17 protein-coding genes and 1 CRISPR repeat array are annotated in these 18395 nt (G+C 37.6%); all 17 genes read right to left on the bottom strand.

Going from position 1 to position 18395, the window contains the following annotated elements; translation table 11 throughout:
• Window positions 1-214 precede the first annotated feature (214 nt).
• The gene (locus ABIM45_04155; protein ID MEO0239103.1) at window positions 215-616 is read right to left on the bottom strand and encodes a PaREP1 family protein; all 402 of its coding nucleotides are present in this window, start codon (window positions 614-616) and stop codon (window positions 215-217) included.
• Between the two features lie 176 nt (window positions 617-792).
• Window positions 793-2914: direct repeats of the CRISPR family, unit length 30 nt; unit sequence GTTTCAATTCCTCATAGGAAGGCTCGCAAC.
• Window positions 2915-3076: 162 nt separating this feature from the next.
• Window positions 3077-3340 (bottom strand): CRISPR-associated endonuclease Cas2, encoded by a 264-nt coding sequence (cas2, locus tag ABIM45_04150; protein ID MEO0239102.1) that lies wholly within the window; start codon window positions 3338-3340, stop codon window positions 3077-3079.
• Window position 3341: 1 nt separating this feature from the next.
• A complete protein-coding gene (cas1b, locus tag ABIM45_04145; GenBank protein MEO0239101.1) occupies window positions 3342-4334 on the bottom strand; it encodes a type I-B CRISPR-associated endonuclease Cas1b in 993 nt (330 codons plus the stop codon).
• On the bottom strand, window positions 4331-4819 hold the full coding sequence (gene cas4, locus ABIM45_04140) for a CRISPR-associated protein Cas4 (GenBank protein MEO0239100.1): 489 nt from the start codon (window positions 4817-4819) through the stop codon (window positions 4331-4333). Before cas4 ends, cas1b begins: the two co-directional genes overlap by 4 nt.
• A 28-nt stretch (window positions 4820-4847) precedes the next feature.
• Window positions 4848-5633: a CRISPR-associated protein Cas5 gene (gene cas5, locus ABIM45_04135; GenBank protein ID MEO0239099.1), complete on the bottom strand. Its 786-nt coding sequence runs from the start codon at window positions 5631-5633 to the stop codon at window positions 4848-4850.
• On the bottom strand, window positions 5630-6643 hold the full coding sequence (locus ABIM45_04130; GenBank protein ID MEO0239098.1) for a DevR family CRISPR-associated autoregulator: 1014 nt from the start codon (window positions 6641-6643) through the stop codon (window positions 5630-5632). The genes cas5 and ABIM45_04130 overlap by 4 nt, the downstream gene beginning before the upstream one ends.
• Before the next feature lie 15 nt (window positions 6644-6658).
• Complete coding sequence (locus ABIM45_04125) at window positions 6659-6952, bottom strand: DUF5615 family PIN-like protein (protein MEO0239097.1); 294 nt, start codon at window positions 6950-6952, stop codon at window positions 6659-6661.
• Window positions 6949-7164, bottom strand: a complete 216-nt coding sequence (locus tag ABIM45_04120; protein ID MEO0239096.1) for a DUF433 domain-containing protein — start codon at window positions 7162-7164, stop codon at window positions 6949-6951. The genes ABIM45_04125 and ABIM45_04120 overlap by 4 nt, the downstream gene beginning before the upstream one ends.
• Window positions 7161-8600: a type I-A CRISPR-associated protein Csa5 gene (gene csa5, locus ABIM45_04115; GenBank protein MEO0239095.1), complete on the bottom strand. Its 1440-nt coding sequence runs from the start codon at window positions 8598-8600 to the stop codon at window positions 7161-7163. Before csa5 ends, ABIM45_04120 begins: the two co-directional genes overlap by 4 nt.
• Window positions 8585-9493, bottom strand: a complete 909-nt coding sequence (locus ABIM45_04110; protein ID MEO0239094.1) for an RAMP superfamily CRISPR-associated protein — start codon at window positions 9491-9493, stop codon at window positions 8585-8587. Before ABIM45_04110 ends, csa5 begins: the two co-directional genes overlap by 16 nt.
• Window positions 9493-9942: a hypothetical protein gene (locus ABIM45_04105; GenBank protein MEO0239093.1), complete on the bottom strand. Its 450-nt coding sequence runs from the start codon at window positions 9940-9942 to the stop codon at window positions 9493-9495. Before ABIM45_04105 ends, ABIM45_04110 begins: the two co-directional genes overlap by 1 nt.
• A complete protein-coding gene (locus tag ABIM45_04100) occupies window positions 9923-10876 on the bottom strand; it encodes an RAMP superfamily CRISPR-associated protein (GenBank protein MEO0239092.1) in 954 nt (317 codons plus the stop codon). Before ABIM45_04100 ends, ABIM45_04105 begins: the two co-directional genes overlap by 20 nt.
• Window positions 10869-13676 (bottom strand): CRISPR-associated protein Csx11, encoded by a 2808-nt coding sequence (locus tag ABIM45_04095; GenBank protein MEO0239091.1) that lies wholly within the window; start codon window positions 13674-13676, stop codon window positions 10869-10871. Before ABIM45_04095 ends, ABIM45_04100 begins: the two co-directional genes overlap by 8 nt.
• Window positions 13669-14763, bottom strand: coding sequence for a CRISPR-associated protein (locus tag ABIM45_04090; GenBank protein ID MEO0239090.1), 1095 nt, complete (start codon window positions 14761-14763; stop codon window positions 13669-13671). The genes ABIM45_04095 and ABIM45_04090 overlap by 8 nt, the downstream gene beginning before the upstream one ends.
• On the bottom strand, window positions 14763-16013 hold the full coding sequence (gene cmr1, locus ABIM45_04085; GenBank protein ID MEO0239089.1) for a type III-B CRISPR module RAMP protein Cmr1: 1251 nt from the start codon (window positions 16011-16013) through the stop codon (window positions 14763-14765). The genes ABIM45_04090 and cmr1 overlap by 1 nt, the downstream gene beginning before the upstream one ends.
• The gene (locus ABIM45_04080) at window positions 15970-16767 is read right to left on the bottom strand and encodes a CRISPR-associated endonuclease Cas3'' (protein MEO0239088.1); all 798 of its coding nucleotides are present in this window, start codon (window positions 16765-16767) and stop codon (window positions 15970-15972) included. Before ABIM45_04080 ends, cmr1 begins: the two co-directional genes overlap by 44 nt.
• The gene (gene cas3 / locus ABIM45_04075; protein ID MEO0239087.1) at window positions 16745-18394 is read right to left on the bottom strand and encodes a CRISPR-associated helicase Cas3'; all 1650 of its coding nucleotides are present in this window, start codon (window positions 18392-18394) and stop codon (window positions 16745-16747) included. The genes ABIM45_04080 and cas3 overlap by 23 nt, the downstream gene beginning before the upstream one ends.
• Window position 18395: the final 1 nt, after the last annotated feature.

Below are 18395 nucleotides of genomic sequence, written 5' to 3'. Positions count from 1 at the left end.
TGTTAAGCCCTTTTTAAGTCGTGATTCAAAGTCTGCTCCTGCGAGAAAGTAGAGTACCGGGTACTACGAGAGAATCACTTAAAAAGTGTAATAGGTGGATCAGCTTTTTAAGTATTATTCTGCATAAGGGAGTTCAAACTCCTGGCATAAAAGGTGCCATAAGCATTTTTTATCGAGCAATGTCGGGGAATTTTACTTAGATTTGCAGAGTTTTTTATTCCTGTGCCTTTATTTCTCTTTCCAGAATTTCCAGCATTTTTCTTGCAATGGAACTAAGATCCCTTGCTTCTTTGATTGTTATATAATTTTGCTCGAAACCCTCACTATGAAGTTTCCAGGCTTTTGCCCATATATCTTCTATTGATTCGTCGATTTTGTAAAGTGGATCGTGAGAGAGCCTATAGGCGGAGGCGTTTAAGTGATAAACACTCCAGAATTTAACCTTTTTGGCCTCTTCATATTCAGGTAAGCCTTTAATCTCTGCAAGAATTTTGATGGCCGTGGAAACGATAACATAAATCTTTTCACACGCCCAACGGGCATTTCCCGCCAAAAGGTAGTCTTCTAATTGTGCCTCTTCCTCTTTAAGCCGTTGGAGAAGGAAATCTTTGGACATATAGATAAATTTTGATATAATGGGAAGGTATGTTCAACAGGCCGGAGGCTACTTGGTAATTTGAAAGTCTATGTTTGATGGTTGGGCTTAAGGCGAGAAAATTAGAAATCTTGAGGTCAATTTTTTAAGAGAAGACTTGCCCCTTTTTCTTTTACCAGCTTTAAAATTTAGGAATGGTTTCAATTCCTCATAGGAAGGCTCGCAACACTCAAGTTACCAGCCATATTCATTACTTACATCCGGTTTCAATTCCTCATAGGAAGGCTCGCAACCAAAAGTTATTGAGGCTTACCACGATGATCCGCTTTGTTTCAATTCCTCATAGGAAGGCTCGCAACTCAGCCATTTTGTTGACCCTCCTTTGTGTTGCTTATTTGTTTCAATTCCTCATAGGAAGGCTCGCAACGGGGGCAAGACTTCGATTATCTGGTTCCGTTTAGCAGTTTCAATTCCTCATAGGAAGGCTCGCAACATTGAGGATGAGACAGGACTAACCCCACGTGAACAGAAGTTTCAATTCCTCATAGGAAGGCTCGCAACTATCCCCGCCGACATCACTGTCGGTGTGGGAAGGCAGTTTCAATTCCTCATAGGAAGGCTCGCAACAATGCTGAGAAAACCTCAAGCGGTATTTTTTGGGCAGTGTTTCAATTCCTCATAGGAAGGCTCGCAACAACTAATTACTTTGTTTTTTGAAGCAATTCTTTTTGCAGTTTCAATTCCTCATAGGAAGGCTCGCAACATATTTGGCGGTTTAAGGTTAATCAAGATTTTTACGAGTTTCAATTCCTCATAGGAAGGCTCGCAACCAAGAACGCATATAAACGCATAATGAAAAGACAAAGGGGTTTCAATTCCTCATAGGAAGGCTCGCAACCACTAAACAAAAAATGAGTAAGATTGAATTGACAATGTTTCAATTCCTCATAGGAAGGCTCGCAACTCGAATACGAACTTTGGCATAGGATACCAAGTGATGATGTTTCAATTCCTCATAGGAAGGCTCGCAACAAATCTGGGAATCTCTCAGGGGTGTATTTTATGCACGCGTTTCAATTCCTCATAGGAAGGCTCGCAACCTGGAGCGGATTGACTTAGATTTAGGAGGAGGTATCCGAGTTTCAATTCCTCATAGGAAGGCTCGCAACAAAAGATTAGAGTAATGAAAACACCTAAAATCAGGTAGTTTCAATTCCTCATAGGAAGGCTCGCAACGCACGATATTGCTCACGCATGCGCATCAGAGTGTCTACGTTTCAATTCCTCATAGGAAGGCTCGCAACCCTCGTTCAGAAATTTCCGACGTAGGAACCCGGAGACAGTTTCAATTCCTCATAGGAAGGCTCGCAACTCATATGGACACCGTTCTACAGAAACGCTCTGAAACAAGGTTTCAATTCCTCATAGGAAGGCTCGCAACGAGAGAGGTTTTTGTCTGCGAGCACCGTATTTGGAAGTTTCAATTCCTCATAGGAAGGCTCGCAACTTTTACTGGCGAAATCAATATTATCCCATGTAAGAGTGTTTCAATTCCTCATAGGAAGGCTCGCAACGCGGGCGAGAAAGAGAGAGAGTATATCATCCCAGAATCGTTTCAATTCCTCATAGGAAGGCTCGCAACCCGTGTTTCACTGGACGAGAGAGGTACAGGAGACCCTGGTTTCAATTCCTCATAGGAAGGCTCGCAACATGTAACGTGGGGCAACTCTGTTTCTTCTACTGACATCAGTTTCAATTCCTCATAGGAAGGCTCGCAACGCTAAAAGTACCTACAAATTCCCTGTAGCGAAAATAGTTTCAATTCCTCATAGGAAGGCTCGCAACCTTTGCAGATACAATCCATCCTTTTGCAGGGATAGTAAGTTTCAATTCCTCATAGGAAGGCTCGCAACTCATAGAATCCAACACATCCACGAAAATCATAATGCAATGTTTCAATTCCTCATAGGAAGGCTCGCAACTCTCAAGAACTCAAGAACATCGTAAACAAGTAAGAAAAGTTTCAATTCCTCATAGGAAGGCTCGCAACATAGAGAACTTCTTCGAGGTGAAGAGAACCGTGAATTTCAGTTTCAATTCCTCATAGGAAGGCTCGCAACGACAGTGCTGGTAGGCGAGGAGTTTGAAACTGACGAGTTTCAATTCCTCATAGGAAGGCTCGCAACTTCCCACGCCAGAACTTCTTGCTTTTTCCAGTGTTGGTTTCAATTCCTCATAGGAAGGCTCGCAACATCTTACCGTTTGCCCTGAGAAGATCATCTATACTGTGTTTCAATTCCTCATAGGAAGGCTCGCAACCCGTTATATTTATTATCTACTAACTAAACTGAATTTTCAAAGAACTTTTACTAATAACTTATTATTTTAGGCTTTGTTTGTTTTGTCAAGTGCTTTTGGTGTCGTCGTACCCCTGTGTTTTTTGCACTATTAAAGGTTGACGACTTTACGGTTTTAAAAGGGCTATAGAAAGACCTCATCACCGCCTTTCTTTAGTCCAATTATTTCTCGATTGGTATACCATGAGCTCCTAAAGGTATAAATGATGACTGAGTCCTCTTCTGGTTCAATAATCTTTGATAATTCCATTTTTAATTTTTCGAGTTTAGCTGGAGATATTTCTCCTTCAAAAACAGAATTTTGAACCCAGTAGAGGTATTTACGGCAGGTTTTGAGTACCTTAGCAACCCTTTTAACGTTTACGTCGTAAACTAATATCACATTCATATCACCACCAGGCGACAAAAGGTGTGTATTCTTCTTCTCCAATAAGGTGTTTTTGTAGTTTGTATAACTCGAGTCGAATGAGTTCTCTGTAACTTACATGCCTTCCTAACTTCCTGTGTTTGATAGTCGTTTTGAGTCGTTCATCGAATTCTTGAACGAAAAGTTGTTTGCCTTTTTCATTTAATACAATTCCGTTTAATTTTTCCTCGAAATGAGATGGTTTAATGATTCCTTTGTTTATAACGCTGAATATGAGCCTGTCTCCAATTATGGGTTTGAAAATTTCTGCAACATCAAGATTGAGGGTGAATCTCCTCATGTTGGTTGAATGGAGAAAACCGATGCGGGGATCAAGATGGGTGTGATAGATTTCGCTTAAACAGACTACATAAACAAGCGAATTGGAAAAACTGATGAGAGCATTGATCATATTTTTTGGCGGCTTCCTGGTTCTCCCCTCAAAAGTGAAGTTTTCGTTTTCAATTATTATGTTGAAGGAATCATAATAGTGATCACGGATGTTTCCTTCTATTGCCATTAGGTTTTCTACGGAATTAGCTATACTAATGCTTGGTTCCAGGTTGGCTATTCTTTCAACGATCTCATGTAGCGGTTTTCCGCGGGCAATATAATACTCAAGAACTTTAATTATGTTCTTAACAGCGCCCCAAACGAATTTTTTTGCGAGCCTGAGCCTTTTGGTAGTATCAAGATAATGCTCAGCTTGTTTTAAAATCATATAGCCTGAATTTAGGTGTTCTCTCGGGTAAAAGGAACCGATGTAAAATCCATAATAGTTGAAGAAGTGCACGACTATTTCGTTTTCATTTAGAAATTCTAAAAGGCGTTTATTTAAGGAGACTTCCCCAAAGATTAAGATTTCCTGCGTGTTTTCTATCGGAACATATTTCTTACCTTCTGAAGATTCGAAGTATATGGTGTTTCCCTTTCTCTTTATTTCACCGTCTGAAAAAATGTAAAGTGTACGTTTCATGCCCAGCAGAATTCTCTATAACCGCATTTTGCACAGAATCTGTTTTTTGTTGCAGGTGGAGGTGTTTCACTTTTGATGATTTGGTTTATTCTATCTATGGCCAGATTTAACTTCTCTTCCATTTCTTTCGTTAGAGATAGGGGAATTCTTCTTTTTTCCTTTGGAAAGAGTAGGATGCCTTTTGCATTTATGCCATATTCTTTTAATTTGAGCAAGTAAAAAGCTAATTGCATTGTTGCACTTTTAATAAATCGAGAACTCTTCTTCACTTCGCCAATAATAACTTCTTCATCTTGCGTTTTAACAATGTCAATTACGATATTTTCTATTTGAACTTCCTTTGTGTCCCTTTCATAAGATTCTTGAGAGATAAGACGTCCGAGCTCGATGAATGGATTTTCTTCCCAGGGTGTCAACTGTCTCGACATAAGCCACACCTCTCTTGGACAGATGTAATAGTACCAGATTAGTGTTCCGGTGATCATCTAAAAACTTATTGGCGTTTTGCGGTTTTTATTTCTTCCCACCTTTTCTCCTCTCTGTTCGGTCCGTTGAGGGAATAGGGGAGTAGGCGATATAAATGCCTCTTTCTTTGATTTTGTAAATTTTCAGTTTATCGCTCTTTATTTTCAAAGTGGTAGGATATAAGATGCCTCTCTTCTCTTCAATAGGGAATAGGTAGCTAACCAATGGTAAGTTGTCTTCCCTTTTTAAACACCTTTCATGCATTAGATAAAGGTGACCTTTACCCTCTACAATTTCTGCTTCTTTTAGAAAAGGTACTGGGAATGGTGTAACAATTTCCTTGTGCGTGTTTGCATCTTCTTCTTCAACTTCGACAATTTCTGGGTCTGATTCAAGGGAAAGAGGCGACTCACTGTCACCACAGGTTAGGGGAGAGGTTTTTAAGGCTTCTTTGTAATCCTCAAAGGGGATGCTTTTGTTGTCTTTAAATATTATAGCTATTTCCAAATTTTTTGAATAGCAGAATTGTCTTGTTAAGGCGTTTGTGAATTTTCCGCCGATAAAATCTTCCCACTTGGTGATGGCGGATGTGGTATAGCTTTTCACAACACAGGGTTTTTTAAGGCGCGAACCTGCCCACAATATTTCATCCTCTAATTTTTCCAAATACTCAATGGGGCGTTTGTCATTTTTCGATCTTTGTATAGCATTTGCGAGGAGTCCTATTACAGCAGAAGAAGGTAAAAGGGGGTAAGATAAGGCTGATTGCCAGGTAAAGGGTATGCGGATAGAGTAAAGTGAGTTTAACCTTATTTCAAATATGAGGCCTTTCATTTTTCAATGAGGTTTATAAGCGTTTTAAAAATTTCGTCGATCGTATTTTTTGTCTCTACGCCAGCAGGTGGCTCATTTCCCCAGTATAAAAATTTAGTACCTTCAGGCATAAGGCCTATGGTTTTAGCCTTGTAATCGGAATAGATAGGTGAAACGGGGAAAGGTAGTGGCCCATTCTCAGAGTATGCAACCAAGAGTTCGATAGGGTTTTGGTGTGGGAGGGCATGTGAGAGAGAAGCCCCAATTTGGCCAGATATCATCAATCTATAGGCCTCAATTGCAACTTTAATTCTCTCTTTTCGTTCATTGTCATCAATTGCATAAGGATTCGTTCCGCTTAAGTTTTGTTCTACAAGTCCAACTCTTTCGACGTCAAAGGCTGAAACAAAGGCGTATATCCCAGAAGCATAGGACTTGTTAAAAATCATTTGTGCTGCCCCTTCACCTTCAGCTACCGATTCCTGCTGAGAAACGCGGGTATGGATTACCTGCTTCTGCGTAGTGTCGTAACCTAAAACTGGCATTAACCAGGAAAACATGACTCGTGAAGATCTTCTTAATGGCGGAACCTTTTGCTTCCCTTTTTCTCTTGAAGTTTCTGATTCTTCTTCCTCCTCACCTTTTCCTTTTGCCTCTTGGGCTATTAAGTATCCATGAATATCACAAATAACACAATTCTTCACAAATTGTTCTTCATCTTGAAGTTTTTTAGGTTTAATTTGTTGTAGTTTATCTTCTGATAATGAAGCTGGTCTTATAGGTTCTCCTACTTTGCAGCCAGCACATAGTTTCTTTGAAGAATACTGTCCATTTAATATTAAATGCCTCATCCCTTCATAGTGCCAGTGTTTAAGCATCCTTCCTGAAACTGCTGGGGCTTCGATCCGATTTCCATCTTCATCGAGAAACTCCATTACCCTAATATCTGTAACATTCCCTGCCACAGCCTCATTGTTGAGGTCGTGGACATTTAACTGGATTTTTACTGCAAAGGTTACAAATTTTAACATTTTATAACCCCCTTTTTAATTCTTCAATTTTCTCAAGGAGCAAAAAGAGTCTATCTTTAATATATTGAATAGATTTTGGTGTATTCTTAGCCAAATTATAACCAATGTTCCCTTCTTCTCTTTTACTGTCAGTTTCCCCAAATCCTTGTCAAAGGTATCTAAAATTCTATCTTCTTTAAAGGAAAGATCACGAACATCGCGGTCTACTATCCCCTTTTTAAATTTATACATTCTCCATACATCATAGTTTGAGTTTTTGAGCTCTTTCACCAGATCCAAAGATATGTTTTCATTAGCAAGGAATTTCATTTACTAAAAACCTTTTCTTCTTTTAAAATCTCAAGGGAGTATTCTATGGCAGCAAGGGCATCTTCCTTTGTGAGTTGAGGATAATTTTTAAGAGTCTCCACTGTGTCCCAGCCGTTAGCAAGGATAAACTCAACAGAAATAGGAGTTCCTTTTATAATAGGTTTCCCAACAAGGATTTCGGGATTAATTTCTATCCTGTCTGTATACCTCATTTTATATCTTCCTCTGTTCCCTTTGGAGGGAATGAAAAAGCAAGCATAACAAGTGCAAGCTTTGTAGATTCAAAATCTTCATTGGCAAGTCGGAATACTTCTTTAATTTCTTCTTCGTTTGGCAAATAAATCCAGTTTTTAACTTCTTTCCCTGCCTGTCTATCTTGTTCTTGTTGCACCCTTCTCAATTCTCCTTCCCGTAACATCTTTGCGATAGTTTCTTCAAAGTCCCTTGAGTTCTTTCTCGCATTCCTAATGTCATCCGCATACCCATATTTTCTTTCCCTGATAAAATATCTTAGTGTTTTTGCAAGACTTTGCAATGCTGGATTCTCAATTATATTTGATGGTATCATACCAACCTCCCTTAAAAGGTAATTTGTTGTCTCTAAATATAAAAGATTTGTCCAATTGTTTGTAGATGTTTCTTGAACATATAAACGAGCAAATTTGAGTAAAGAATCAGCTCGGCGATAATAAATTGAATTGTTTAATTCGTTTAATGCTTTATATGCCCCATTCATGAGCAATTTATCTATTGTTGCTACGTTAAAAGATGTTTGCCTAATATAATCTAAATAATACTCAACCTCTATCAAGAAAATACCGTCAACATGATATCCTTGCTGACGGCTCAAAACTGCAACAAATAAACCAAATCCTTCTAAAATATCTGCAGAAGAAGGAATTTTGGATAAAAACACAAGAGGAATAAGAATTTGAGGAATGTTTTGACTAAACCATTCTTTTCTCACCAGGTGTTGCAAAGCAAATATCTCTTGCAGTTTGGAACCAGTGAGTTCTTGATTTGGAATAGGAATCACTATTACCTCTTTATCAGCTACAGAGAAGATAAAAGAGGCATACCACATTCCAAGAAGTGCAAGAAGTGCACAGGTTTTGCAGAGCCTCTTCGGACTGGATGGTCTCCCAATGTAATATCTTCCCCTGTCTTTTTTGGGCTCAGAGTCAAGTTTATCTCTTGAATGATGATAACCAGATTCTGCCGCAAGTCCTAAAACAGTTCCAACCTTCTCTAATTCATGTCCACAAACAGGTTCGTCTTTTTCATTTTTCTTCATTAGAAAAGGATGACCATACACATTTAGAGAAAAATTATCATCAACTTTAAAAGTTATGTTTCCAACAAAACCTCCACCTTTTCCTGACTTTTTAATCCCGGGAGTATTTAGAGGAATATATTCAGAGGATAGCAATCGTTTGCAAACCAAATTAAAAGTTTTATCAAGTTTGCCACATTCACTTTCACTAATATTAATTATTACTGAATAAAAACCACCATTATTATGTATAGAGACCTTTTCTATTCCAACCGCCTCAATCGCTACCCTTGCCAATCCATAAGCAATCTTGACTTCCAAATCAGGAAAACCCGTTGCAGGGGTGTAAAGGGTTAAGGTCATATTTCTCTCCATATGCCTAATCCATCAACTATAAATTTTCTATCTTCAAGCAAAATTGAACCGGGAGACCAGCATAAACCGAGTGGTTCCAATTTTTTCCCCGCACCTTCGCCAGGGTCCCATTCTCTACCTACTAATAATTCAATATCTCCCTTTATTTTTAAGTTTTCAAAGTGCTTTACATGAGCCCAAATGGGGTCGTCTCTCTTCAAAGATATGCACACTTCGCCATTTTCCTCTTTCCATTCTCCAGGTAATTCATTAAATTTTGGATCTTTGATTTCAACAATTTTGTGTAATTCTACCAGTCCAAACCCATACTTTCTTTCTCCTCCGAGCTGCAATCGATTGGCTAACTGGTCTTTAAATTTAACCTTTTTTTCTAAACAGGTTATTATTACTTCATCCTTTATTGAAAGTGAAATATCATTTTCTGAAAATTCTCTTACCCAGATAAACCCAGACATAAAAACTGGCTTTCCATCATCAATGGTATAATGGCTGATGAATTCAACTTCGTGAAGCATCCCATCCTCAGCGGTAAGGGATTGAGCCTCAATAGCAGTAGATGCCATTGAACTTATGAATCTTTTCTCAAACTCATATTTAGAGAGGAGGCCAAACATCAAACCTTTTTCAGTATATTTTGGATAATACAGTTCGCTTTTTTCGTTACTCTCTATATATGGATAGAGATAACCCGGCCGAATCACCTTTTTCAGAAACTCTCCAACTTTTTGATAGTCATCTAATCCAAGAAGTGGCGTGAGTTTTGCTGTCAAAGCACCCCAGAGAGGTTTACCAGGGACATATGGTCTTGTCCTGTAGAAGTGCATTACCTTGTGGAACCCGATATAAAGTGGAGATTTCAAGCGAAATGTCCATTTAAAGAGCCTCCAGCCCATTATTGCTCCTCGCTATCTTTGGAATTCTGGTTATTAGCTTTTTCTTGTGAATTTGCAAAAGCCTTTGCGTGGTACTTGGCATAAATAAGAGATTTCTCCAGCACCTGAATAGCAAGCAAAAGATCGTCAAGCCTTGAGGCAAGCCCGTCGTCTTTTCTGATTTCTTCAAGTAAATCGCCATTGCTTATAAGACTAAGTTCTTTTAATAACCCTGTGGTTATCTCTTCCATCTTTTCAGCACCTTTTTCTTCATTGCTCCCTCTTGATTTACAGAAAAGCGCAAAGGCGTAAAGACCTTGTTCTTGTAACACTCCCAGAGCTTTTGTTATCAATGATTCTGCTTTTTTTGCATCTGAATTGAAGGTTTCTTTAATTTCTTCAGCAAATTTATATCCATATTCTGCACAAAGTCTATCCAAATTCTCCATTTTAGCAATCCTCCTTTTCAAGATTGAGAACTTTTAATCGTCCCATTCCCCTTGTCCCCATTCCTCCAATGCCAAGGGTCTCAAAAAGTTTCAATCCTTTCTCTACTTGAGTCTTAACCCAGGAAATACCTACATCTCCATTGCCTTCGGTTTTTAATTCCTTCTCTGCAATTCTAAATGTCTTTCCAGAATTGTAGACTATCTCAAATTTTAAGATAGTTCCCCTTGGAATAGCTTCATAAGTAAATAGAGCACCTTCTTCCGCTGTTCCCGTCTGTGGGTCAATACTAACGGAAGTTCTTACTTCAAGATTGCTATTAACTATCAAAGAAAACAAATTATCTGAAACAAGGACTGCTCTCTGTGTAACCACCTTGGGTATCCCTTTTTGGTCTAATTCATTAAGATTTCCTTTACCAGTGCCTTTATTCAACATAAGCCAGCCAAAGTTTAACTTATTTTTAAGCAGTTCTCCCAATGGATAAAATCCAACAGCAGGAGCTTGGAATTCCTGTTGTAAGCCTAATCCTTCCAGAGCCATAGGTGAAGTCACCCATACCGGACCAGCCATTGATGCAACCGGGAAAAAGAGGATATGAGCATCAAAGAACTGGGCAAGTCCTTGCATACTATAGCCTGTTCCCTTGGAGAAACCGTAAGGTATACAGACTGGACAGGCAGGATTTACTTTTCCACAGTGTTTTTCACCACCTCCACGGCCAGCACAGGAATATTCAGTATCCCCATCTTTCCACAAATATCTATTAGTTGCTATTGCTGTGTATGCTCTTGCAGTTCCACTGAGACTCGTCCCAGGTATCTTTGGAAGATTTGTTCCTGGCTCTCTTATTATGGGTAAATCCACTCTTCCCAGCCTTGACCCACCCGTGCCAATATGGATTGGATCAAGGGTTATTGCGTAATATTTTTTAATCTCATACATATTCTCACTCATTTTCAACCTCCTGTGTTTTTGCAGGTTTTATTTTCCTTACCTGAAGGTTCCAGTATAAGCAAATGTCCAGCAACCCATCCTTGGTTGCATGGAATAGTTTATTAAATACTTCTTTATCCTCTTCTGGGGATAATTTTAGAATATTGATAAGAGATGATTTTACAAAATTCTCCCAAACCGAATTCACTCCGTAATCCTCATACCTTTTCTTTACCTCTTCCCAGTAAGCATAAAGTTGAGAGATCCCGAGTTTTTTTGACTTAACAATATTCTGTATTTCATTCCATATATCCTCCAACCGCTTGATCTCATCAAGAGGCCTCAAATCGTCACCAATTCTAAATCTGTCAGAAGCGTTTTCCAGAAAGGACAGATTAAAATAAGATGTTTCAATCTTTATGCAATCATTTACTTTAAGTTCTTTCACATGGACTACATAATCGCCATTTCCAGTATAGTCAAAGGAATAATTTCCTCTATTGGGGTTATTACCATTAAATCTAATGTAGGGATGCCACTCATCCTGTTGATTTGGGTCACCTGTAGAATAAGAAATATGCCAGATAATCGGAACAGAAGAATAACACGGGTCAGGATTTAGTTTTAATCGTCGGACATATTTACCTAATTCATTGATAGATACATCATCGATTGGGTCAATTTTAGCATTTATTGTTTTTGTTTTATTCTTAAATGCTTCAATAAGCCTTTTGCCAGCATCCATTGCCACATATAAAGGAGTTCTTCGATGAAAGCCGATGATACCTATATGAAACGGTAATCTATCTCTTACCTTTGAAAATTGAATCTCATATTCCTCAAGAATCTGTTTTGCAATACCAAACGCATCATAAGCAGGAACAAGAGCCATAAACTGATCAGGATATTCATAGATTTTTATATAAGGTTTATAATCCTGAAAACTGTCGTCTGCCGGCTTAGCCATTGATATTTTATATCCTTCTTGCCATTTATTATCGTTCTCTCTTTTTATTTTTATATTTTTTCCCTGCATCCATAGAGCAATCTCATTTAGTGTTTTCCCCTTATTGGACAGGATTTGGAGGTTAGTCTCGGTTATAAAAAGCCCATTCTCTTTATCAACACAAACAGGGCTGAGCCTTACCCCATCAATGTCTATATCCAGTGTTGCACCGACAGAGATACCAGGGTTAGGGTCAATGGTAATCTGTATCCGTTTTCTTCTTAACTCATTAAAAGGGGTATTGGCGCCAAAAGGATATTTATCAAGGATACTTTTAAAAATGGTAGTTTGAATAAATTCCTGTGTTGTTTCCCAGCATCGCCTGATTCTTCCAGAAGAAGATGTCTTTTTTGATAGAGTAGATATCAGATTACCATTTAGCCAGTCGGTTAACTCAAATGAACAGATTAAAAGAGCAACCCTATCATTGTGATCAGAGACCTCATCGAGCCAGATAGTCTGCCGTGGATGTTGTTCAATCCAATTTTTTGCCCGTCTTTTTCTTCTTTCAAGACAATGTTCACATCCATCCGAATTTTCTTCCATGAGTCGCAACCGACATATCGGACAGACTTCAAAGTTTGGTGATGTATTGGGCCGTAAATTAGAAAATTTTTGGGGGACAAGGTTATTTCTATATGGAAAAGCGGTATTTTTTAAAGCGGAAAATCTCTGTGATGTTAAATCCTTAAAGTCTTGAATACTTCTGCTTACTTCTATACAAGGTGAGATTTCAGGTTCAAAATTTTGCATTGTTTGGGTTAGTTCATTAATCAAATCATTCCAAAAATCAAGAGTTGAAATGTCAACATCAGGAAAACTAAAATAGATTCCTGTTCCATCCCTATAAATTTCGTTTCCAAGAGGGTATTTAATTTCAATAATTTTTTTAAGCTCATTAAATGAATCAGTTATAGCATTCATATAACCAATTACATCCCCTATTTTTATACCCTTTGCCAAAAGAGCATAATAATCCACATTTATTCTTAGAATTTTCCACTTAATTACTGTTGTTTTGTTATGATCATTGAAGTCAATTGGTTCAAACCATCCTTCTAAAATCATTTTAGAAAGTGCAGATTTTAGAAATGCAGCGGCAAGAGAGACAGCATCCCACAAAGTAACATCATTAACTGGACGCTGGGTATCACCTACTGTACATTTGTATGCCTTGTTAAAATAGGAAATAATTTTAGGATAATTTTCAATCCACCAATTTTCATCAATTGAAAAATAATTATATCTAATGTGTTCTAAAATAGGGGTTATGTCAGCTATTAAGGAGTTTCTGATATTGGTAATATCATTTTTAGATACGATAGGGATTTCTTCTAATCCAAAGGCAGAGGCAGAGAAAGTATTGTTTTTATCTGCTTGTTTTTTCTTTTGTTTAGGATCACCATGCTGCCATGGGAGGTCTTTTTCTTCAGCGCCTGATACATCATGAGCAGCAGCTAGTATCTTGAGAAGAGCTTTATTTTTGAATTTACAAAGATCCCTTTTTAGATGGTACTTTGCAAATTCACAGAAATTCTCAGGAGAAACATTTGATTGAGGGATATTGTTAATAACATTGTTAATCGAATCAAAAATACTTCTAACCCAATTATCAGTTAGAAAGTTGTAAAAATTGGAATTTAATCTCAGTGGATTATTATCGCATACTCGCCTATATCCAAAATCCCCGCCCGCTTGGCTTTGAGCCTGAATAAACTCTTCTGAAAGCTTTCCAAGTAAATGCAAGTATGCTCCAATCTCCGCAAGAAGGATTGCAGTCCTGTTATCCTCTAATTTCTTAAGAAGACTACTCATTTGTCCCCCCCTCTATTTTGTCAACAACTTTTTTCAATTCATCAAAATTCCCAAACTTGTGGGCGTCCGATATTTCTTTTATAATCAATCTGCTTTCTGTTTTATCCCAGTTATTTTCAATTACCCCATATCCAGAGGATTTCTTCGCTGAAAAACCATATTTTAACATCATCTCTTCCAAGCCCTTTATGACATCTTTAAGGTCTTTGAGTACCTTGTTTTTCAGTTCAGGAAGGGGTTCTCCCAAATAGTAAAATGGCAAGTATACGAGTCTGAAAAATCCCTTTGCACCTTCGGGCACAACTTCATAATAGATAGGATTTTTGCCTGTTTTTGTCTTTCTGTCGTGTGGATTAATAACTTCCAAATCTATTCTGTCCCAGAATGTAGGATAGAAATAGAGCATTCCAGTAAGAGAAGGAGCTTCATCTTTACCAAACCGTTCTTTTAATTTGCTTCTGTAAGCCTCTTTTGCATTGGGGCACAAATCATCAAGATATTTTGTCCAGCCCTTTGCCATTTCTTCCATTCCTTTCTCTGTTCCAAATAAAAGGGTATGCTGATAGCGTATCTCAGCGAACTTTGATGGATCATTTACTACTGGCTCCAGATGAGACTTCATCATTGTCCATCTCAAGTTCCCTTTCCAAGCCATTGAAGATGTAAACGGCACGCCAAATACCTTATCTTTTCTGACTGGGTTTTCAATGATATAAAGAGGCACATCATCCTTAGATATAAATGGTTTTTTCAAGATGATGGGAAATTCAATAATCCAGCTTCCGTGTGGAAGTTCTGAAATGTCTATTGACAAATCTATACCGAGAAGTTTAACCTCAGATAACTTGTATCTTAGCTGGTCATTATAATTACCGTTTGAATGAATGAGGCTTTTTAAGCCTGATGGCTTTTTTCTATCCCCAGCCTTGGCATAATTTCTAAATTCCTCTTTCTCAAAAGCTGACAATAAAGCCATTATTCTTGATAAAACATCAGTTAATTCTTTATATTTTTCGGAACCTGAAGTAAGTTGATCTATATCCTCTTTTCTTTGAATTCGAAAATCCACATAAAAATCGTGGCTCATCAACTGCCTCCTTTGTCTTCTAAAAGACTCTGCAGATAATTGTTAATAACGCTTTCATTTGGAGGGTTAAATTCTCGCCAGACTTTAAGTTTATGATTTTTTGTAAATTTTCCTAAAAGACTTGTCCACGGGATGGTTCTCGTGCCATTCCCATCTAATGCTTGTTTTAAATTATTCAAAAAATTGTTTCTATTAAATCCCTGAAAACCTTCAGGAATCCAGCCCCAGATTCTAAATTCCCATGTTGTGTTGTTAATTCTGTAGGCGCATGAAACATTGATTTTTGAAGCAACTCTCTCAAAAGTTTCTTCCTTTTTAAGAGATTTTCTGCAATTAGAGCACCAAAAGTTTCGCCGATTATTTCTATCTTGATTTACTTTTTCATAACAGGATGAACAAACCCTATCCGTGGTTCCAAACAACCAATTTTCTTTTCTTTCCTTTTTATTTGTGTCCATATCTTGCCACAAATTTTTACCATCATCATATCTCAGCCAATTCTTTATCGCAGGAGAAATAGGAACTGAACCTGTCTCTATCCACTTCTCTAATCTTTGGTCGTTGCTAACGGGTTTTATCCCGTCAACCTCTTTCCACCAGTCATTATTTTGAACCTCAAATTGAACCTTCGCAAAAAACATTTCCTTTATATTTGGCAGTGCATCGTTTGTATCGTTCCTTTCTTTAATGTTTAGTTTGCGAAGTCGTTCACTTTTAAGGATTTTGTCCAATGCACCTTGGAAGTTTTCAAACCTTAATTCGATTTTATCTATCAGTTCCACAACTCCATATCCATGTTGTGTTTTGGCTCCTATGCCACCCCACTTTGCAGCAATAGCTAAAGGAACGAGCACAAGGTTTTCATCAAAATCCCTATCCAGTGGAATTATGTTCAAATCAATTTCTCCTTTAAGACCACTTCCCAGATACCATCCTCTGTTTCTTTGTTGAGGTTTTATGTTAATTGCTCCACCATCAAATATCTTTTCTCCACCACTTATTTCCAGCCTGAAAAGTCTCCTTATTCCAGTTGCTCCAAAAATAAGACATGCAGGACAATATTGCATTTCATCTTTTATCTTTTTTGGGCAACGTTCATCTCCAGCAGGGTCGCAGGCAAATTTACGCATACCCCTTAAAATGGCTTCAGTCCACCATCTTAAAGAACCTATAATTCCAGTGGAGTGAAGCCAATCACTTTTTAAATCAATATCTCCTGTCCAAATGGGTGTTATGATTTTGATTTTCATAACTTCTCCTTTGAATATTGTTTACATATCCGTTTATCTCCTCCACCATCAACCACCCCCCAAAATAATTTTCATCGTCTTCTTTTTGATATTCTTTTCTTTCAGATGCAGCCGAGATGTCGCAAAGTTTTAAAATATGATGAATAAGTGCTGCCTGTATTCTTTTCTTGTGCTGTTCTAAAATTCCTCCGCTTCTCGCCCATATCCTTAAGCCCCTTGCCATGTTTTTTAGATCTTCAATAGTAAGTTCCTTTAACTCTTTTGGGAAGAATTCTTCATCCAAGGTCTCCGTCTCATCAGCCCATTTAACTCTACCGTCAGAATCAACAATTCCCTCAAGGATTGCCTGAACATCCGGCCTTTCAATGTTGTCTCCAAGAAGCCCACTGTCAGTATGATGAATGGCAACGGCAAAGACAATTGCATTTTTTAAATCATCCATTTCGTTTTCTTTTGTAAACTTTTTATATAGATATGCTGCACCGATTGGAGCATGAAAGGGTTTATGTATTTTTTTATTTTCTTTTCTTTCCCGGTTAATAGTTTCTTGCCATTTTGCAGTTAATTTTCCAATATCATGGAAAATTAACATTTGGCTTAATAAAAACTTTATCTCATTGTGGGTATACAAGTAGAAAATTCTTTTAATGGTATGCTCCCAGATAGGAAAGATAAAATCAAACTTTTCTAAACACTCTTCAACGTGCTTTGTGTATTCTTCTTCTGGTGCACTATATAAAGTAGGATGTGTCATTTTTTACCCCCAAATTCTCATCATAATGGCTTTTTTCAATGATATAAATGTTGAAAGGCTGAATTTCTCTTATTTCTTCAAAATCCCAATTTTTGGAGCTGTGATCGTATTTTAATTTGTATTTTAAAACTTTATTATCTTTATTATCTTGAAGTTGCTGTGCAACACCAATATCAATATCTATCGAATTTTCTCTTAAATTTGCTGCGATTTTACGGATGCTGTTTCTAATAATGTCTTCTTTCTTTTTGCCATCCCCCTTAGAAAGATCGATTACTACCAGTGTTACTGGTTTTCCGTTTCTTACTTGAATATTTTGCGGCTTTGTATCTGCATACAGCACACACTCATATAAATCTATCAGTGTGTCCTTTGCTTCAAAATCGTTAGCATGATAATCGAGAATATCAACAAAAGACAAAACTTCATTGAAATTTTTAATGTTAAACTTTGGATTTTCATCCAACCTTTCTCTCAGCCAATTAATTGTCTTATCTAAGTGTTCTTTTTCATAAGGTCTATATCCCTCTTTGTCTTCAACCGGGAAAATTATCATCTCCCCTTCTTCCCCTTCATATCTTGCACACCTTCCTGCTCTTTGAACAAGACAGTCTGCAGGTGCAATCTCAGTCAATAAAAGTTCTGCTGAAAAATCAATCCCTGCCTCGAGAACTTGTGTTGAGACAACAATTCCTACCCCTTCAGGAATTTTAACTTCCCCATTTTCTTTGTGAGGGATTAAAGATAAAGCAGTATTTTCGTGTCTTTCTCTATCTTTCTTCGTAAATCTTGAATGAAGAAGAACGATCTGGTTCTCATTTAATCCTAACCTCTTTTTTATTTCTTCATATATCTTCTGTGCCCTTTTAACCTGATTAAGAACTATAAGGGTCTTCTTTTTCTTCATTATTCCTAAGAGCTCATCATCTATATTAACCTCATTATTTGCATATAAAGGTTCATCACAAATTTTGATCTGTAATTTCGAACTTACAACATCTTCTCCAATTATCTTAGAGTAGTCTTTAATATTTTCAAAAAGGCTCTTTTCAAGACTTTCAGGCATTGTGGCGGTCATAATAACAAATGGAATTTTGCTTTCGTAGAGAATTTCCATTATGGCTCTCATGATTGAGAAAGTAAACTCATCTCTGTACATATGGGCTTCATCAAAAACGACAAGAGATGAGGCAATTGCACCCGCAGGCATATCGATATGGTGTCCAACCTGCTGACTCGCCCTTGCAAATCCATAAACAAACTGGTCAAGGGTTGTGACCACTATATCTGCAATGAAGAAGGGTGCGTCGGGGATATCACCGTGCTGTATTTTTACGGAAATGTAAGGTGAGACTCTTTTAGCGTATTCATTGATTCTTTGAGTTATGCTGTTTACCATAACCCTCATTGGTAATACATAAATCAGTCTTGGGGCGATGTAAAATTTGTTTTCTAAGAATTGGGATAAAAAAGGAGCGAGTACAGCTTCTGTCTTCCCAGACCCAGTTGGTGCCTTAATTAGAAGGGGATATTTTTGATTGCTTATCTTTTCAAATACCTCTGCTTGGAATGGATAAGGATCAAAACCAAATATTTTTTTGAAGACTTCCTGCTCGGTATCTTTCATT

It is taken from the genome of candidate division WOR-3 bacterium (genome assembly GCA_039803545.1).
GTDB lineage: Bacteria > Hydrothermota > Hydrothermia > UBA1063 > UBA1063 > UBA1063.
This window is presented reverse-complemented; position numbering and strand designations above follow the sequence as displayed.

What these genes read in the sequence shown, in the direction of transcription:
- csa5 (MEO0239095.1), bottom strand. Translation starts at nt 8,600, where the DNA reads ATGGAGAGAAATATGACCTTAACCCTTTACACCCCTGCAACGGGTTTT.
- ABIM45_04100 (MEO0239092.1), bottom strand. Translation starts at nt 10,876, where the DNA reads ATGAGTGAGAATATGTATGAGATTAAAAAATATTACGCAATAACCCTT.
- ABIM45_04120 (MEO0239096.1), bottom strand. Translation starts at nt 7,164, where the DNA reads ATGAGGTATACAGACAGGATAGAAATTAATCCCGAAATCCTTGTTGGG.
- ABIM45_04095 (MEO0239091.1), bottom strand. Translation starts at nt 13,676, where the DNA reads ATGAGTAGTCTTCTTAAGAAATTAGAGGATAACAGGACTGCAATCCTT.
- cmr1 (MEO0239089.1), bottom strand. Translation starts at nt 16,013, where the DNA reads ATGAAAATCAAAATCATAACACCCATTTGGACAGGAGATATTGATTTA.
- ABIM45_04090 (MEO0239090.1), bottom strand. Translation starts at nt 14,763, where the DNA reads ATGAGCCACGATTTTTATGTGGATTTTCGAATTCAAAGAAAAGAGGAT.
- cas3 (MEO0239087.1), bottom strand. Translation starts at nt 18,394, where the DNA reads ATGAAAGATACCGAGCAGGAAGTCTTCAAAAAAATATTTGGTTTTGAT.
- ABIM45_04155 (MEO0239103.1), bottom strand. Translation starts at nt 616, where the DNA reads ATGTCCAAAGATTTCCTTCTCCAACGGCTTAAAGAGGAAGAGGCACAA.
- cas2 (MEO0239102.1), bottom strand. Translation starts at nt 3,340, where the DNA reads ATGAATGTGATATTAGTTTACGACGTAAACGTTAAAAGGGTTGCTAAG.
- cas4 (MEO0239100.1), bottom strand. Translation starts at nt 4,819, where the DNA reads ATGATCACCGGAACACTAATCTGGTACTATTACATCTGTCCAAGAGAG.
- cas1b (MEO0239101.1), bottom strand. Translation starts at nt 4,334, where the DNA reads ATGAAACGTACACTTTACATTTTTTCAGACGGTGAAATAAAGAGAAAG.
- ABIM45_04125 (MEO0239097.1), bottom strand. Translation starts at nt 6,952, where the DNA reads ATGAAATTCCTTGCTAATGAAAACATATCTTTGGATCTGGTGAAAGAG.
- ABIM45_04080 (MEO0239088.1), bottom strand. Translation starts at nt 16,767, where the DNA reads ATGACACATCCTACTTTATATAGTGCACCAGAAGAAGAATACACAAAG.
- ABIM45_04130 (MEO0239098.1), bottom strand. Translation starts at nt 6,643, where the DNA reads ATGTTAAAATTTGTAACCTTTGCAGTAAAAATCCAGTTAAATGTCCAC.
- ABIM45_04110 (MEO0239094.1), bottom strand. Translation starts at nt 9,493, where the DNA reads ATGGGCTGGAGGCTCTTTAAATGGACATTTCGCTTGAAATCTCCACTT.
- cas5 (MEO0239099.1), bottom strand. Translation starts at nt 5,633, where the DNA reads ATGAAAGGCCTCATATTTGAAATAAGGTTAAACTCACTTTACTCTATC.